Origin of the sequence: Mesorhizobium huakuii (assembly GCF_030160235.1) — a bacterium.
In the GTDB taxonomy this organism is placed as follows: Bacteria; Pseudomonadota; Alphaproteobacteria; order Rhizobiales; family Rhizobiaceae; genus Mesorhizobium; species Mesorhizobium huakuii.
Window position 1 is genome coordinate 252,980 of record NZ_BSNY01000047.1, and the last position, 14,318, is coordinate 267,297.

Genomic DNA, 14,318 nt, shown 5'->3' on the forward strand with positions numbered 1-14,318 from the left:
TCCGGATCGCCGCCTTTCCACCTCCGTTGCGCTTAGCGCGCTGCAAGACCTGCTGGCGGCGCTTGAGAGCTCGGGACATGTGTTCGCTCTCGACGACGTGCTGCTGCGTGCCGCCGGTCGAGCACTTGCCGAGATGCCGGAGGCAGCCAGGTTTGGCGCTTCCGTGGCGCTGGAGCTGGCAGGCCGGCAAACCGTGTTCGCGGCGATTCCCGAAATGCCCCTGACATCGCTGCGCGCAATGCGGCTTGCGGCATTGGCCGGCAGCCATGATGAGACGGAAACTCCAGCTTCCCTGTCCCTGCGGCTGGTGCCGGCGAGCGACATCCGGCCGGTGATGACGCCGCTTCTGCCGGGCCGCGCCATGCGCCTGACCGTCTCGCCCGACACGCCGGGCGACCATGCCGAATGCCTGCTGACGCTGGATGCGGCAAGTGTTGACGAGGCCACCGCTGCCACATGGCTAGCGACCCTGAAATCGGCGATCGAACAGCCGCTTCGGCTCTTTGTCTGAGGCGATTGATCGTCCACAGCCTTGCCTAGCCTCGGGCGCGGGAAGCTATTATAAAAGCTTCGACACAGGCGCGACGAGGCACATGGACCACCCTACCATAGACAGTCTTCCCAGACGCACGCTCGGCCGCGCCAACGGGCCGCTTTACCGCCAGCTCGCCGACATCCTGCGCGAGCCGATCGGCAACGGCACCTTCCCCGTCGGCGGCGAACTGCCGAAGGAAGCGACCATCGCCGAGCATTTCGGCGTCAGCCTGATCACGGTTCGCCAGGCGCTGCGCGATCTCGAGGCCGACGGGCTGATCCGCAAGCGTTCGGCCAAGCCGGCCGTGGTCGCGGCGCGCAGCCCCTCGGTCAATCTGAGCTGGAAGTTCAAGAATTTCGCCGACATGGCGGCCTTCACCAAGGATGCGCAGCTGACGGTGAAATCCTATCGCAAGGAGGTTTCGCCCGTGCTCCAGCGCCATTTCGGCATGGGCAAGGACGAGGCCGGCTATTGCCTGCGCAGCGTCCTGTCGATCGGCGAACAGCGCAAGGCGCAGATCACCACCTATTTCCCGCCCGACATCGGCGCGCGCTTGAAGCGGGAGGATTTTTCCGACGTGCTGATCTTCCGTTCGGTGCAGAAACATCTCGGCCTTCGGCTCGACGTGGCGCATGTCACGGTGCGCGCCGAGATCGCCGACGAGGCGGTTGCCGCCGACCTTGGCATCACGCTCGGCAGCCCGGTGCTGACGGTGGAGATGCTCTACCAGTCGGCGGACCAGCGCAGCATCGAATTCTCCGTCGCCCGCCACCCCGCAGATATTTTCAGCATCACCTACGACGCCCCGAACGACCTGTCCTGACCCCGGTAGGCGGCATAGGCGTCCGCCGAATTGCAGGCCGCGGCCATGGACATCCTTATAAAATTATAATAGCATCATAGCTAGGGTGAAGGCTGCGCGGAGGACCACGATCCAACGTGGATGCGAAGCCCTGATCCGACGCTGAACATTTGGTGCATGTCACTCAAGATGCGCAGCGGTTCTGGGGTGACGGCGTGCGCGCGAACAAGGTCTGTCGATAAGGGGGCTCGAAGGCATTCGAGAGGCGGTGACGTTCGCGCCGCAGACACCAAACACGGGAGGAGGAAATCATGAAAGCAGGTGCATTCCTTGCCAGGCTTGCGGTGATCGCGACGGCCTTGCTGTCGATCGGTGCCGTACCGGCCAACGCGCAGGACAAGAAACCCTACACCATCTATCTCTCAAACAATTTCGTCGGCAATGATTGGCGCCAGCAGATGCTGCGCAGCGCCGAAATCGCGGTCAAGAAGCCGCCGCTTGCCGGTCGCGTCGACCTCAAGGTCGAGGTGGTCGAAACCACGGTCCAGGCGCAGATCAATTCCCTCAACAACATCATTCGCAACAAGCCCGACGCCATCGTCATCGACGCGGGCTCCGGCGAAGCCCTCAACCCAACGATCCAGAAGGCTTGCGATGCTGGCATTTTGATCGTCGCCTTCGATCAGATCGTCAGCGCGCCCTGCGCCTACACGATGGAGTCCGACTGGGGGCGGGCGCCGCGCGTCGAGGCCGAGTGGCTGGTCAAGAAGCTCGGCGGCAAGGGCAAGATCCTCGTCGACCGCGGGCTTGCCGGCGCTCCAATCTCGGCCCAGCTGCAAGGTGGTTTCGAGGAAGTCATCAAGAAATATCCCGGCATCGAAGTGGTCGGTTATTTCAACGGCGACTATGCGCTGGGGCCGGAACAGGCCGGTGTCGCCAGCCTGCTGGCGGCGCACCCGCAAGTCGACGCCATCTTCGTCCAGGGCTACGGCGCCGGAGCGATCAAGGCGCTGCAGGATGCCGGGCGTCCGATCGTTCCCATCACCGGCAGTCCTTTCAACCTGACGACGACGACCTGTGTTCAGACCCAGGGCGCCCAGTGCATCCTTGCACCCAACCCTGCCTATCTGTCGGCTGAAGCCTTGAAGCTCGCGGTGGAGATCCTCGACGGCAAGAAGCCGGCGGAGAAGAAGATCCTGCTGCGCAATGCCTTCCTGACCACCGATCCGGTCCCATCGGAATTGTATCCGGATGCGACCATGCAGAAGATAGAGGTCGGCAAGAATGCCTTTCCGGATATGGCACCGGGCCTGTTTCTTCCGGTTAGCCCGGATTGGGTCGAAATTACCCCGGCCGAGGCCGCCGGCTCGAAATGACGATGCCTGCCAACGGTGACCAAATGGCCGCTCCAGGCCTCTCCAACGCGCCTTGGCTTAAATTGACAAGGCGCATTGGTACCGGTATCAATTTACACGCAGCACCCACCAAGATGGCGAAGTCCGTCACCGGCTGATGCAGGAAACACGAAGGAGGAGAGACCATGAAACTGAAGACAGTTTGCGCCGGACTGGCAGCGCTTGCCATCTCCACGATCGCCATCGGCACAGCGCCGAGCCACGCCGAGGACAAGAAGCCCTACACCATCTATCTCTCGAACAATTTCGTCGGCAATGACTGGCGCCAGCAGATGGAGCGTGTCGCCACCGTATCGGTCAACAAAGGGCCGCTGAAGGGCCGCGTCGACCTCAAGATCGAGAATGTAGAGAACACCGTCCAGGCGCAGATCAACTCGCTGAACAACATCATCCGCCAGAAGCCCGACGCCATCCTCGTCGATGCCGGTTCGGATTCGGCGCTCAACCAGACCATCAAGAAGGCCTGCGACGCAGGCATCGTCGTCATCTCCTTCGACCAGGTGGTGACCGAACCCTGCGCCTATGCCGTCGCTTCCGACTGGGATCGCATCCCCTCCGTCATGGCCGAGTGGATGGCCACGCAGCTCGGCGGCAAGGGCAATATCATCCTCGACCGCGGCCTTGCCGGCGCGCCGATCTCGGCGCAGCTGCAGGGGGGCTATGAGAAGGTGCTGGCCAAATATCCCGACATCAAGGTCGTCGGTTATTACAACGGCAACTATGCGCTTGGACCGGAACAGTCTGGTGTCGCGGCGCTGCTTGCCGCCAATCCGAAGATCGACGGCATCATGACGCAAGGGTATGGCTCGGGCGCCATCCAGGCGCTGAAGGATGCCGGCCGGCCGATCGTTCCGGTCGTCGGCTTCTCCTACAATGTCGCCGCCGTCACCTGCGCGCAGACGCAGGGCGCCAAGTGCATCCTGGGCTCCAATCCGGCCTATCTCTCCTCCGAAGCGATCAAGCTGGCCGTCGACATTCTCGACACCGGCAAGAAGCCGGCCGAGCGTTCCGTCTCGGTCAAGGGTGATTTCGTCACCACCGATCCCTTCGAGTCCAAGCTCTATCCGGGCACCAAGATGATCAAGATCGCGATTGGCGAAAATGCCTTCCCGGACCAGGCGCCCGGCCTGACGCTGCCGATCACGCCCGACTGGGTCGAGATCACCGCTGCGGAAGCCGCCGGGGCGAAGTAACATCCGTGACCACGACCCTGTCTCCCGGCATCGCAAGATGTCGGGAGAGCTTTTCGAAGGCGCATGCATGGACCTTGTCACTGTCAACGGCCTGTCCAAACGCTATGGCGGCATCGTCGCGCTGAGCGAGGCGACATTCGGCGCCCGTGCTGGCGAGGTGCATGCCTTGCTTGGCGAGAACGGTGCGGGCAAGAGCACCTTCATCCAGATACTGTCGGGCGCCGTGCAGCATGATGGCGGCTCGATCCTGGTCGACGGCAGGGATTATCGCCCGGCCAATCCGGATGCCGCGCAGGCACGCGGCATTGCCGCCGTCTTCCAGGAACTGTCGCTGATCCCCGATCTCAGCGTCGAGCAGAACATCTGGTTTCGCCATGAGCCGCGTACGCTGTTGCGCACCGTCAATCGCAAGGAGATGCGCCGCAAGACGCTGGCGCTGCTGGAAAAATACAACTTCCCGGCGCTGCGCCCCGACCAGGAGCTGCGGCGGCTGACGCTGGCCGAACGGCAGATCGTCGAGATTGCCAAGGGCCTCGCCAAAGACACGCGCATCCTGATCCTCGACGAGGCGACCTCGGCCCTGCCAGCGCGGGAAGCTGAATGGCTGCTCAAGCTCACCCGGCAGCTCGCCGCCGAAGGCCGGCTGGTCATTTTCATCTCGCACCGTATGGCCGAGGTGCGCGCCATCGCCGACCGGTTGACCATCTTCCGCAATGGCAGCACCGTTGCCGCGCATGAGGCCAATGCGGTGTCCGACAATGAGATCGTTACCCAGATGATCGGCCGGCATCTCGACCGACTCTATCCCGAGCGCGTGGCCACCGCGACCGATAGCATCGCACTGAGCGTCAAGGGGGTTTCGAGCGGCAGCCGGCTTTCCGGCGTCGATTTTGCGTTGCGTGAGGGCGAGGTGCTCGGCGTCGGCGGCCTGCAAGGCCATGGCCAGCGCGAGCTGTTCCAGGCTCTGTTCGGCGCCACCAGAGCGAGCGGCACGATCGAACTGTGGGGCAAGCCGGTCTCGATAGGCAATCCGCGCCAGGCGCTGACCGGTAAGGACGGCATCGCGCTGGTGCCGGAAGACCGGCGCGGGCAGGGCCTGCTTTTGACCAAGAGCGTGCGCGAGAACCTCACTTTGTCGGTCATCAAGCGCTTTACCGAAAACGGCTTGCTCAGCCGGCAAAAGGAAGCGGCGCTCGTCAAGGAGATGGTCGATTTCCTGCGCATCAAGGCCGGCACGCCGGAACAGCTTGCCGGCACCCTCTCCGGCGGCAACCAGCAGAAAGTGATCTTTGGCAAGATGCTTTTGACGCAGGCACGCGTGCTGTTGCTCTACGATCCGACGCGCGGCGTCGATGTCGGCACCAAGGGCGAGATTTTTCAGCTCATGCGCGACCTGGCGTCCAAGGGCTATGCGATCCTGTTCCATTCCAGCGACATGCCCGAACTCGTCCATGTCGCCGATCGTGTGCTGGTGATGCGCAACGGCCGCATTGCCGCGACGCTGGAAGGAGATCACATTTCGGAGGAGGAAATCCTGCGCGCCGCCATGCTTGAAACCAAGGCGGCTTGAGGCATGGTGATGTCCGTGGAGCACACTGTGGGGATGGCGCAACGGCCGGCCGAGACGAAGCCTACCAAGCCGGCCATCGACTGGCGCGGCCGCTTGCTCGACCGCGCCCCGTTCCTGGTCGCCTGCCTGATGCTGGCCTTGATCATCGGCATCTATGGCAGCCTGCAGTCCGGCGTCTTCTCGCTGGACGAGCTCAACCTCGACACGGCGGCGGCGATGACGCTGATGTTGGCGGCGACCGGGCAGACCATCGTGCTGCTGCGCGGCGGCATCGACCTGTCGATCGGCGGCATGATCAGCCTCGGCACGGTGATCGCCGCGACGCGCTTCACCGATGATCCGTCGACCACCGCACTTTGGGCGCTGATCATCCTGGCGCTCGGCTTCCTGATCGGCGCGCTCAACGGCCTGCTGATCTCGCTGCTCAAGCTGCAGCCCTTCCTTGTCACGCTCGCCACCTGGTCGATCCTCAACGGCGTCGCCATGATCATCCTGCCTACCGATGGCGGCAGCATTCCCTCATGGTGGGTCGGCTTCGCTTCCGCGCAGTTCATTGGCCTGGCCAGCCCGGTCTGGATGCTGCTGGCGCTGCTGATGTTCTGGGGGTGGTTCCGCGCCACCCGGGCGGGCATCGCCATCCAGGCGACCGGCTCCAACGAAAAGTCGGCCTTCCTCTCCGGTGTCTCGATCACCAGGGTCAACCTCGTCACCTATGGCCTGTCCGGCCTGTTCGCGGCCGGCGCGGCGCTGTTCCTGGTGACGCAGACCGGCGCCGGCTCGCCCACCATCGGCAAGGACTATATCCTGCCGTCGGTGGCCGCGGCGGTCATCGGCGGCGTCAGCCTGTTCGGCGGCCGCGGTCATCTCGCCGGCACGCTGATCGGCGCCTTCGTGCTGACCCTGATCGGCAATCTGGTCTTCGTCCTGCATGTGTCGAGCTATTGGCAGCCGGTCGCCTCCGGCGTCATCCTGCTGCTTTCGGTGCTGGCCAGTTCCGTCGCCGAGAAGGCCGCAAGGAACCGGGTCCAATGAGTGCCTTCCTCGCCCGCAACCGCCTGATCGTGCTCGCTTATGCCGGCATGGTGGTGCTGCTTCTGGTCACGGCGCTGTTCTCGCCGGGTTTCCTGTCGGTCTCCAACATGCGCTCCACCGTCGTGCTCGCCGCCTTCGTCGGCATCGTTGCGCTCGGCCAGACCTTCGTCATCATCGGCGGCGGCATCGACCTGTCGGTGCCCTGGGTGCTGAATTCGGCGGCCATCATCATGGCGCTGCTGTGCGGCGGCCAGGACCTGCCGCTGGTCTGGGTCATGCCGTTGTTGCTCGCCGGCGGCGCCTTCATCGGGCTGGTCAACGGCATCGGTGTCGCCCGGTTCGGCGTGCCGCCGATCATCATGACACTGGCCACCAACGTCATCCTGCAAGGGCTGATCCTGGTGCTGACCGGCGGCTCGCCCACACCCTCGGCGCCGGCCCTGATCCAGTTCCTCTCAGTCGGGCGCATCGGCGGCTTTCCGGTCATCGCGCTGATCTGGCTGGCGTTGACGCTGGTGGCGACGTTGCTGCTCTCCAAGGCGGCGTTCGGCCGCCATCTCTATGCGCTCGGCACCAGCGCCACGGTCGCCGAATTCTCCGGCGTGCCGACGGCGCGCACCACCGTACTCACCTATGTCATCTCAGGCCTCACCGCCGCTTTCGCCGGCATGCTTTTGACCGGCTATTCCGGCCAGGCCTATCTCGGCATGGGCGACGCCTACCTGTTCACCTCGATCGCGGCGGTGGCCATCGGCGGCGCTTCGATCCTCGGCGGCAGCGGCCATTATCTCGGCACCGTCGCCGGCGCCATGGTGCTCACCATTCTCACCGGTCTTTTGCCGGCGCTGAACCTGTCGAGCGGTGCGCTGCTCATCGTCTATGGCGCGGTCATCCTGCTTACCGTGTCGGTCGGCAGCGAGACCTTCGCCGGCCTCGGCGGCAGGCTGCGGAGAAAAGAGGGCTGACCATGGTCAAGATCACTTGCGTCGTCGATGCCCGGGCCGAACTCGGCGAAGGTACGCTCTGGGACCCCAAGGCCGGCGTGCTCTGGTGGATCGACATCTGGAAGAAGCTGATCCACCGCTACGATCCGTTGAGCGGCAAGGACGAGACCTTCGAGACACCGGAATATCTCGGCTGCCTCGGCCTGCGCGAAAAGGGCGGTCTGGTGCTGACCATGACCAATGGCTTTCATTTCTTCGACCCGGCGACCGGCAGGTTCGAGACGATCGTCGATCCGGAAGCGCATATGCCGAAAACCCGCTTCAACGACGGCAAGCCGGACCGCCAGGGTCGCTTCTGGTCGGGCTCGATGTTCGAGGTGCCGGGCGAGCCGATCGAATTCATCGGCGCGCTTTACCGGCTCGATCCGGATCTTTCGGTGCACAAGATGATCGATGGCATCGGTTGTTCCAACGGCCTCGCCTGGAGTCCGGATTCGAAGACCATGTATTTCTCCGACAGCCATGCCGGCGCGGTGTGGGCCTATGACTTCGATGCCGCCACCGGCGACATCGAGAATCGCCGCACCTTCATCGACATGACGGCGACCGGCGGCGTCGCCGACGGCGCCACCGTCGATGCCGAGGGCTGCTACTGGGTGACCATCCCGGTGACCGGCAAGGTCTGCCGATATGATCCTGATGGCGAATTGATGCAGACCGTGGTTCTGCCGACCGACCTCCCGACCTGCTGCGAATTCGGCGGCAAGGACCTCGACATCCTCTATGTCACCTCGGCCGTGCTGAAGCGCCCGGCCAGCCACTTCGTCCGCCAGAAGAATCCGGGCGGATTGTTCGCGCTCGATGTCGGCGTCAAGGGCCTGACGCTGCCTGCGTTCAAGGGATAGCTAGGTCGCTCGGGCATCATTTCGCTGTCGAAACGGTGTCCGAGGCAGCGAGGCGTGCGGGCCGTCTTATCGTTTGGTCGCGCGTGCGGCGCGGCGAACGCTTTGCAGCAGGATGGCGAGACAGCCGACCAGAAGCAGCGCGCCGCCGAGCAGTGGCGGCACGGACAGCAGCTTCACCGCCGCCGCGATGGCGGCCACCAGCACCAGCGCCAGCAGCGCCAGATTGCCGTCATCGACGAACATGCCGAGGAATTCCCTGGCGATAAGACGGATGACACTCACCGGGCGAGCCCTCCAGCCGATACGGGATAGGTGCCGCGCAGCCAGCGCACCATGGCAAAGGACGCCAGCGCGACGATGGCGAAGATGGCGAGCAGAGCGAGATCGGCGCCCGGCCAGTCGGCGCCGATGCCTTCGCCGGTCCAGAAGATGCCGAAGCTGGTCAGCATCAGCCCGACCACGAATTTCAGCGCATTCTCCGGCACGCGCGCCAGCGGCCGGTGCACCGCCAGGCCGACAAGCATCACCAGGACGAAGGCCGCCAGCGCGCCCAGGCTGGCGTAGAGTGTCTGGCCGTGCGCCGCGCCGACGGCAATGACGATGAACACCACCTCGACGCCTTCGAGCAGCACCGCCTTGAACGAGGCCAGGCCGGCGAGGTAGTCGGCGCGACGGTCATTGGCCTGCTGGCGCAAGGTGGCGGTCTCCTCGGAGAAGGCCGCCGCCTCGTCATGCAGCGCGATGACGCCGACGCTGCGCAGGATGGCCTTTCGCAGCCAGCGCATGCCGAACAGGATCAGCAGCACGCCGACGACGAATTGCAGCGTGGTGATCGGCACGAGCGCCAGCAGCGGTCCGAACGTCAGCACCAGCGCCGCCAGCAACGCCAGCGCCAGGGCGGCGCCCGTCAGCGCCGGGCGCCAGCTGCGCGTCACGCCGACCGCAAGCACGATGGTGAAGGCTTCGACGACCTCGACGAAGGAGGCGAGAAATGCCGCCGTGACCGTCGAGAGGATGGGCGTCAGTGTCTGCATCGAGGCTTCCTGTCTCGTCCCGCCTGAAGCTTCCGGTTGGAGGCCCCGGGAACGGAGGGCGGAATCGTATGGACCGTTCGCGACACATAGCGCTCCGGAAGCAGCGGGAAAGCAAGTGAGCGCCGATGGGCGGCACTTCGGGCCAATCGAGCCGCGCACGCTGCGGCTGCCGGACACACGCCTGGATCAGATCAGGCCTGACATGTCGGAGAAGGCCATTGCCTTGCGCAGCAGCTCGGCGAAGCGTTCGCCGGCCACTTCGCGCGGACCGCTATTGTCGATCGTGGTGACGCCAGGGCCGGTCAGGGTGATGTTGGCGCTGCGCGCCAGCCGCGCCAGCACTTCGCCGCGCGACTCGCGGCCGCGCATCGCCAGCCGCCCGGCCAGCACGTCGGGCGAAGCGGTGATCTCGACAATGGCCAGATTGGCATAGCGCTCGCGCAAGGTGGGTATGATCGCACGCGAAACGTTCGCCACCGCGACATGGCCATTGGCGACCGACCAGTCGACATCGGCAGGCAGGCCATAGCGCAAGCCATGCGCTTCCCAGGAGATGGCGAAGGCGCCGTCGGCCTCGGCCTCGACGAAAGCGGCATCGGCCAGCGTGTCGTGATCCTCGCTCGCCGCATCGCTCGGCCGGGTGATGACGCGCCGGACGAAATCCAGCCGGGTCTCATCGGCGAAGAGGGTGCGGGCGTAGCCGATCACCGTGTCCTTGCCGGCGCCGCTAGGCCCCACGACGGCGACAAAGACGCCATGACGGACAGGGAACGTTTCAGCGGACAATTCACGCTCGATCAAGGCCGACACCATCATGCGACCCGGCGCCCTTGCCGCCAGACGGTGCGCACCACCGGAACATGGTCATCGACACGCACGCGCACCAGGTCGGCGCGGCGGCCCTGTTCGATGATGCCACGATCGGTCAGGCCAATGGCCTCGGCCGGGTTCTTCGACACCATGGCGACCGCCTGCGGCAGCGAAATGCCTTCGACCATGTCGCCGAGGAAGAAGGCCGATTGGATCAGGCTGAAGGGAATATAATCCGATGACAAGATGTCGAGCAGGCCGTCGCTGGCCAGCGTGCGCGCCGAGACATTGCCCGAATGCGAGGCGCCGCGCATGACGTTGGGCGCACCCATCAGAACGCCCAGGCCCGCCGCCTTCGAAGCGCGCGCTGCTTCCTCGGTGGTCGGGAACTCGGCAACGCGCACGCCTTGCTCTATCGCCTCGTCGACATGGCCGGACGTGGCGTCGTCATGGCTGGCGAGCACGATGCCGCGCTCGTTGCAGGCAGCGGCGATCACCGCGCGGTTCGGCGCCGAATAGCGCGCCGATTCCGCCATCCGCTTCTCGCAGAACAGTTTGAAGTCGCGGTCGGTCAGCTTCAGCTTGCGCTGGTAGTAGTAGGCATAGGTTTCGAGATTGACGAACTGACGCTGGCCGGGCGCATGGTCCATCAGCGAGGCCAGCTTGACCCGGTCGTCCTGGTCGAAGTCGGCGAAGGCCTGCAGGCAATCCGGCGCCGAAACCTCGCAGCGCAGATGCAGGAAATGATCGGCTCGCAGGCGATCCTGCTCGACGCTGTCCTCGATCGCGTCGGCCAGCTTGCGAATATCGGCCAAGGTGAGATCGGCGTCCTCGTCCATCCCGACGCGCAAGGCGTCGAGCACGGTGGTGATGCCGGCTGTCGCCACCTGCGCGTCATGCGCGAGCACTGCTGCGATCGGGTTCCAACGCACCTTCGGCCGTGGCGCGTAATGGCCCTCGAGATGGTCGGTGTGCAGTTCGACCAACCCGGGAATGACATAGTCGCCGCCCATGTCCTCGCCGGCCATGTTCCCGCTGGCGTGGCTGCCGCCGGCATCGATGCCGGCGATAAGGCCGTCACGCATCACCAGCGACCCCTCGACGATTTCGTCGGCAAGCACGATGCGGGCGTTGGAAAGAACGGTCTCGGCGGTCATTTCGGGCAGTCCTTTGATTCTTCGAGCAGGGTTGTTCAGGCGGTTTTCCTTGCCGGGCGGCGTCCCAGCGCGTGCTGGGAAAGCGCCATGAACGGCGCGCCCGGTTCGGGTTCGACAAACAGCGTCAGCGCATCGACCAGCACCGGCTGCCGCAGCACATCCGCGAACAGGCTATCGATTGCTGCGCGCAGACGAGGGCTTTCCTGTGGCCCGGCGCGGCCCGACAGCGTCATATGAAAGCGGAAGGTCTCGAAGACATAGGGGTAACCCCACTGGCAGAGATTGCGGAACTCGGCCGGCTTCAGCGAATCCGGGCTGCGCCGTTCGATCTCGGCCTCGGTCAACGGCGCGCGGAAGCGGTCGAAATCGCGCACCACCTCGTCGGCGAAACGGTTGAGCGGCGGCAGCGGTCCCTCCGGCACCAGCGCGAAGAAGCTGTCGATCTGGCTGACGACAAGGCGCGGGATCGTCACGACAGGCGTCGCCTCGGCAAAATGGTCGAGCCCCGCGCGCAGCGAAGTCTCCGTCTCGTTGGCTGCCAGGCGGAAGGGGGCCTTCAGCGTCGCGTGGAAGCCATAGCGGCGTGCCGAGGCGGTGTGGAAGGCGACTTCCGCCGCCGAGAGGTCGGCCACGGCCTCGACCGGCCTTGTCGCCGCGCCGAACGGGTCACGGCCCAGCCAGTTTGCGGCGATCCGCGCCAGCGGTTCGTCCTGCCGGGGGGTGAAGTAGATGGCATAACGCATGGGAAGTCCTCGTCAGACCGCTGCCATAGGTGATTTCCATGACGGATTGACGAAGCTTTGAAGGGTTTTCGAAGGCAAATCGACCCAATAGGTCCTTAGCCGACGATTTTTCCAAGCTGGACCAATAGGTTCAGCCGGAATCCCGGATTGGTCAGGCCTTCATCAACCATTCGTGCTCGGGCGCATTGTGGAATTTCCACGTCCGCTTCGGCCCGGCCATCACATTGAGATAATAAAGGTCGTAGCCATGGCAGGCGGCGCAGGGGTGATAACCCCTGGGCACCAGCACGACATCGCCATCCTCGATCGCCATGGCCTCGTCGAGCGCGCGATGGCCGTCCTTGTCGGCGTCGGTATAGACGCGCTGGAAGGCGAAGCCCTGCGGCGGGTTGAGCCGGTGGTAATAGGTCTCCTCGAGATAGGATTCGGCTGGCAGATTGTCCTGGTCGTGTTTGTGCGGCGGATAGCTCGACGTGTGGCCGCCGGGCGTGATGACCTCGACCACCAGCAGCGAGTCGGCCGGCTTGCCCTCCGGCAGGATGTTGGTGACGTAGCGCGTGTTGGTGCCCTTGCCGCGCACCTCCTGCCCGAGATCGTTAGGCCCAATCACCCGAACCGGCAGGCCGCCGCCGAGACCGGGGGCCGAGCAGACCGCGAGCTCCAATTCGGTGTCCGCCGTCACCGACCAGTCCGATCCCTCCGGCACATAGACCGACCACGGCTTGCCCTCGAAGGGCGACATGCGTTCGCCGAGCAGGCCGAGATCCTTGCCGCCCGCCTTCGCCGTGCCCCTGCCGGTGACGAAGACCAGACAGACTTCGCGGTCGTCCGTCTTCCCAGAGGCGCTTTCGCCGGGCTGCAGCCGATGCAGGTCGAAACCGACATAGGTCCAGCCGGCGCTTTTCGGCGTCACATGGGCGACGCGGCCATGGCCCTTGTCGGCCTTCACCAGCAACTTCGACATCCGCTTACTCCTTCGGTTCGGCCTCGGCCGTCGGCTTGTTCTCGTCGACCGGCTTATAGAGATAGAAGAACTGCCAGACGCCATAACCGGCGAAGCCGAGCGCGATGGTGCCCCAGAATGGCGTACCGGTGGCGAACTCGATGATCGACCAGATGACACAGACCGCGACGACGGCGACACGCCGCCACAACGGGCGGAAGAAGGGGTGCTCGGAATCTTTCATCGGGCCAATCTACAGCAACCTTGCTCGCCGTGAACCCGTCGCGTCAGGCATTCGGAAAACCCTGGGTTTCGACCGTGTAGCCGGCTGATGTCATCACCCGCATCAGCTCCTTGTGACCGACCTGAGCCATCTTGAGCGGCGGGTTCTTCTTCGGATCCTGCTCGGCCTCGACCACGAACCAGCCCTCATAGCCATGATCGGCGAAGCGCTGCACGATGGCGCCGAAATCCAGCGAGCCATCGCCCGGCACGGTGAAGGCGCCGAGCGCCACGGCGTCGAGGAAGGACTGTTTCGTGCGGTCCAGCTTGTTGATCACGTCCATGCGCACATCCTTCACATGCACATGGCTGATGCGCTTGTGGTGGTTGTCGATGGCGCGCAGCACGTCGCCGCCGGCAAAGGCCAGGTGTCCGGCATCGAGCAGCAGCGGAATGCCTTCGCCGGAATGGCGCATGAAGGCATCGAGTTCCGGCTCGGTCTCGACTACAGCCGCCATGTGATGATGATAGGACAGCGGCATGCCCTGTTCGGTGCACCATTCGCCGAACTCCGTCAGGCGCCTTGCATAGGCCTTCATCTCGTCGCCGGTGAGTTTCGGCTTGGTGGCGAGGGGCTTCGAGCGGTCGCCCTGGATCGAGCGGCCGACCTCGCCATAGACGATGCAAGGCGCGTTGACCGCCTTGAACAGCTCGATCATCGGCTGGATGCGATCCTTGTTCTTGCTCATCTCCTCATCGACCAGCGTGCCGGAGAACCAGCCGCCGCACAGCGTCACGTCGGCCGCCTTGAGGATCGGCAGCATGACGGCGGGATCGTTGGGAAAACGCCGGCCCATCTCCATGCCGGTGAAGCCGGCCGAACGCGACTGGCGCAGGCATTCTTCCAGCGACACATCATCGCTCAGTTCCGCAAGATCGTCGTTCCACCACGCGATGGGGGACATGCCCAGTTTGGCTTTCAAGTCGTCACTCCGGTGCTAAGAACAGTTCAT

Annotated in this window: 16 protein-coding genes; 8 read left to right on the top strand and 8 right to left on the bottom strand. The window is 64.5% G+C overall.

What is annotated here, in order from left to right; translation table 11 throughout:
• Window positions 1-79: 79 nt before the first annotated feature.
• From QQK95_RS23460 to QQK95_RS23495, 8 genes are all read left to right on the top strand, one after another.
• Complete coding sequence (locus QQK95_RS23460; protein ID WP_284277068.1) at window positions 80-511, top strand: hypothetical protein; 432 nt, start codon at window positions 80-82, stop codon at window positions 509-511.
• 82 nt (window positions 512-593) lie between these two features.
• Window positions 594-1,358 carry a GntR family transcriptional regulator gene (locus QQK95_RS23465; protein WP_202356749.1) on the top strand — a complete coding sequence of 255 codons (765 nt, stop codon included), beginning with the start codon at window positions 594-596 and terminating at the stop codon, window positions 1,356-1,358.
• A 290-nt stretch (window positions 1,359-1,648) separates the two neighbouring features.
• Entirely contained in the window at window positions 1,649-2,713 is a 1,065-nt protein-coding gene (locus QQK95_RS23470; RefSeq protein ID WP_284276772.1) for a sugar ABC transporter substrate-binding protein, read from the top strand.
• Between the two features lie 164 nt (window positions 2,714-2,877).
• A complete protein-coding gene (locus tag QQK95_RS23475) occupies window positions 2,878-3,945 on the top strand; it encodes a substrate-binding domain-containing protein (protein WP_284276773.1) in 1,068 nt (355 codons plus the stop codon).
• A 67-nt stretch (window positions 3,946-4,012) separates the two neighbouring features.
• Window positions 4,013-5,515: a sugar ABC transporter ATP-binding protein gene (locus QQK95_RS23480; RefSeq protein WP_284276774.1), complete on the top strand. Its 1,503-nt coding sequence runs from the start codon at window positions 4,013-4,015 to the stop codon at window positions 5,513-5,515.
• A gap of 3 nt (window positions 5,516-5,518) precedes the next feature.
• A complete protein-coding gene (locus QQK95_RS23485) occupies window positions 5,519-6,547 on the top strand; it encodes an ABC transporter permease (RefSeq protein ID WP_284276775.1) in 1,029 nt (342 codons plus the stop codon).
• Entirely contained in the window at window positions 6,544-7,512 is a 969-nt protein-coding gene (locus tag QQK95_RS23490) for an ABC transporter permease (protein WP_284276776.1), read from the top strand. The genes QQK95_RS23485 and QQK95_RS23490 overlap by 4 nt, the downstream gene beginning before the upstream one ends.
• A 2-nt stretch (window positions 7,513-7,514) precedes the next feature.
• Window positions 7,515-8,396, top strand: coding sequence for an SMP-30/gluconolactonase/LRE family protein (locus tag QQK95_RS23495; RefSeq protein ID WP_284276777.1), 882 nt, complete (start codon window positions 7,515-7,517; stop codon window positions 8,394-8,396).
• A 66-nt stretch (window positions 8,397-8,462) separates the two neighbouring features.
• Here the strand turns inward: QQK95_RS23495 and QQK95_RS23500 are convergent, their stop codons facing one another.
• The 8 genes from QQK95_RS23500 to iolE all read right to left on the bottom strand — a co-directional run bounded on the left by QQK95_RS23500 (window position 8,463) and on the right by iolE (window position 14,288).
• The gene (locus QQK95_RS23500) at window positions 8,463-8,678 is read right to left on the bottom strand and encodes a hypothetical protein (RefSeq protein WP_284276778.1); all 216 of its coding nucleotides are present in this window, start codon (window positions 8,676-8,678) and stop codon (window positions 8,463-8,465) included.
• On the bottom strand, window positions 8,675-9,430 hold the full coding sequence (locus QQK95_RS23505) for a COG4280 domain-containing protein (RefSeq protein ID WP_284276779.1): 756 nt from the start codon (window positions 9,428-9,430) through the stop codon (window positions 8,675-8,677). The genes QQK95_RS23500 and QQK95_RS23505 overlap by 4 nt, the downstream gene beginning before the upstream one ends.
• A gap of 186 nt (window positions 9,431-9,616) precedes the next feature.
• Window positions 9,617-10,246: a phosphonate metabolism protein/1,5-bisphosphokinase (PRPP-forming) PhnN gene (gene phnN, locus QQK95_RS23510; RefSeq protein ID WP_284276780.1), complete on the bottom strand. Its 630-nt coding sequence runs from the start codon at window positions 10,244-10,246 to the stop codon at window positions 9,617-9,619.
• Window positions 10,243-11,397, bottom strand: coding sequence for an alpha-D-ribose 1-methylphosphonate 5-triphosphate diphosphatase (locus QQK95_RS23515; RefSeq protein ID WP_284276781.1), 1,155 nt, complete (start codon window positions 11,395-11,397; stop codon window positions 10,243-10,245). Before QQK95_RS23515 ends, phnN begins: the two co-directional genes overlap by 4 nt.
• Before the next feature lie 35 nt (window positions 11,398-11,432).
• Entirely contained in the window at window positions 11,433-12,140 is a 708-nt protein-coding gene (locus QQK95_RS23520; protein ID WP_284276782.1) for a DUF1045 domain-containing protein, read from the bottom strand.
• Between the two features lie 151 nt (window positions 12,141-12,291).
• A complete protein-coding gene (gene iolB, locus QQK95_RS23525) occupies window positions 12,292-13,104 on the bottom strand; it encodes a 5-deoxy-glucuronate isomerase (RefSeq protein ID WP_284276783.1) in 813 nt (270 codons plus the stop codon).
• Window positions 13,105-13,108: 4 nt separating this feature from the next.
• Window positions 13,109-13,327 (bottom strand): DUF3329 domain-containing protein, encoded by a 219-nt coding sequence (locus tag QQK95_RS23530; protein ID WP_284276784.1) that lies wholly within the window; start codon window positions 13,325-13,327, stop codon window positions 13,109-13,111.
• A gap of 43 nt (window positions 13,328-13,370) precedes the next feature.
• Window positions 13,371-14,288: a myo-inosose-2 dehydratase gene (iolE, locus tag QQK95_RS23535; protein ID WP_284276785.1), complete on the bottom strand. Its 918-nt coding sequence runs from the start codon at window positions 14,286-14,288 to the stop codon at window positions 13,371-13,373.
• Window positions 14,289-14,318 lie beyond the last annotated feature (30 nt).

Excerpts from the sequence above, each read along its gene's own strand:
- QQK95_RS23490 (WP_284276776.1), top strand. The coding sequence starts at position 6,544 with ATGAGTGCCTTCCTCGCCCGCAACCGCCTGATCGTGCTCGCTTATGCC.
- QQK95_RS23515 (WP_284276781.1), bottom strand. The coding sequence starts at position 11,397 with ATGACCGCCGAGACCGTTCTTTCCAACGCCCGCATCGTGCTTGCCGAC.
- QQK95_RS23520 (WP_284276782.1), bottom strand. The coding sequence starts at position 12,140 with ATGCGTTATGCCATCTACTTCACCCCCCGGCAGGACGAACCGCTGGCG.
- QQK95_RS23530 (WP_284276784.1), bottom strand. The coding sequence starts at position 13,327 with ATGAAAGATTCCGAGCACCCCTTCTTCCGCCCGTTGTGGCGGCGTGTC.
- phnN (WP_284276780.1), bottom strand. The coding sequence starts at position 10,246 with ATGATGGTGTCGGCCTTGATCGAGCGTGAATTGTCCGCTGAAACGTTC.
- QQK95_RS23480 (WP_284276774.1), top strand. The coding sequence starts at position 4,013 with ATGGACCTTGTCACTGTCAACGGCCTGTCCAAACGCTATGGCGGCATC.
- QQK95_RS23485 (WP_284276775.1), top strand. The coding sequence starts at position 5,519 with ATGGTGATGTCCGTGGAGCACACTGTGGGGATGGCGCAACGGCCGGCC.
- QQK95_RS23495 (WP_284276777.1), top strand. The coding sequence starts at position 7,515 with ATGGTCAAGATCACTTGCGTCGTCGATGCCCGGGCCGAACTCGGCGAA.
- QQK95_RS23470 (WP_284276772.1), top strand. The coding sequence starts at position 1,649 with ATGAAAGCAGGTGCATTCCTTGCCAGGCTTGCGGTGATCGCGACGGCC.
- QQK95_RS23465 (WP_202356749.1), top strand. The coding sequence starts at position 594 with ATGGACCACCCTACCATAGACAGTCTTCCCAGACGCACGCTCGGCCGC.
- QQK95_RS23505 (WP_284276779.1), bottom strand. The coding sequence starts at position 9,430 with ATGCAGACACTGACGCCCATCCTCTCGACGGTCACGGCGGCATTTCTC.
- iolB (WP_284276783.1), bottom strand. The coding sequence starts at position 13,104 with ATGTCGAAGTTGCTGGTGAAGGCCGACAAGGGCCATGGCCGCGTCGCC.
- QQK95_RS23475 (WP_284276773.1), top strand. The coding sequence starts at position 2,878 with ATGAAACTGAAGACAGTTTGCGCCGGACTGGCAGCGCTTGCCATCTCC.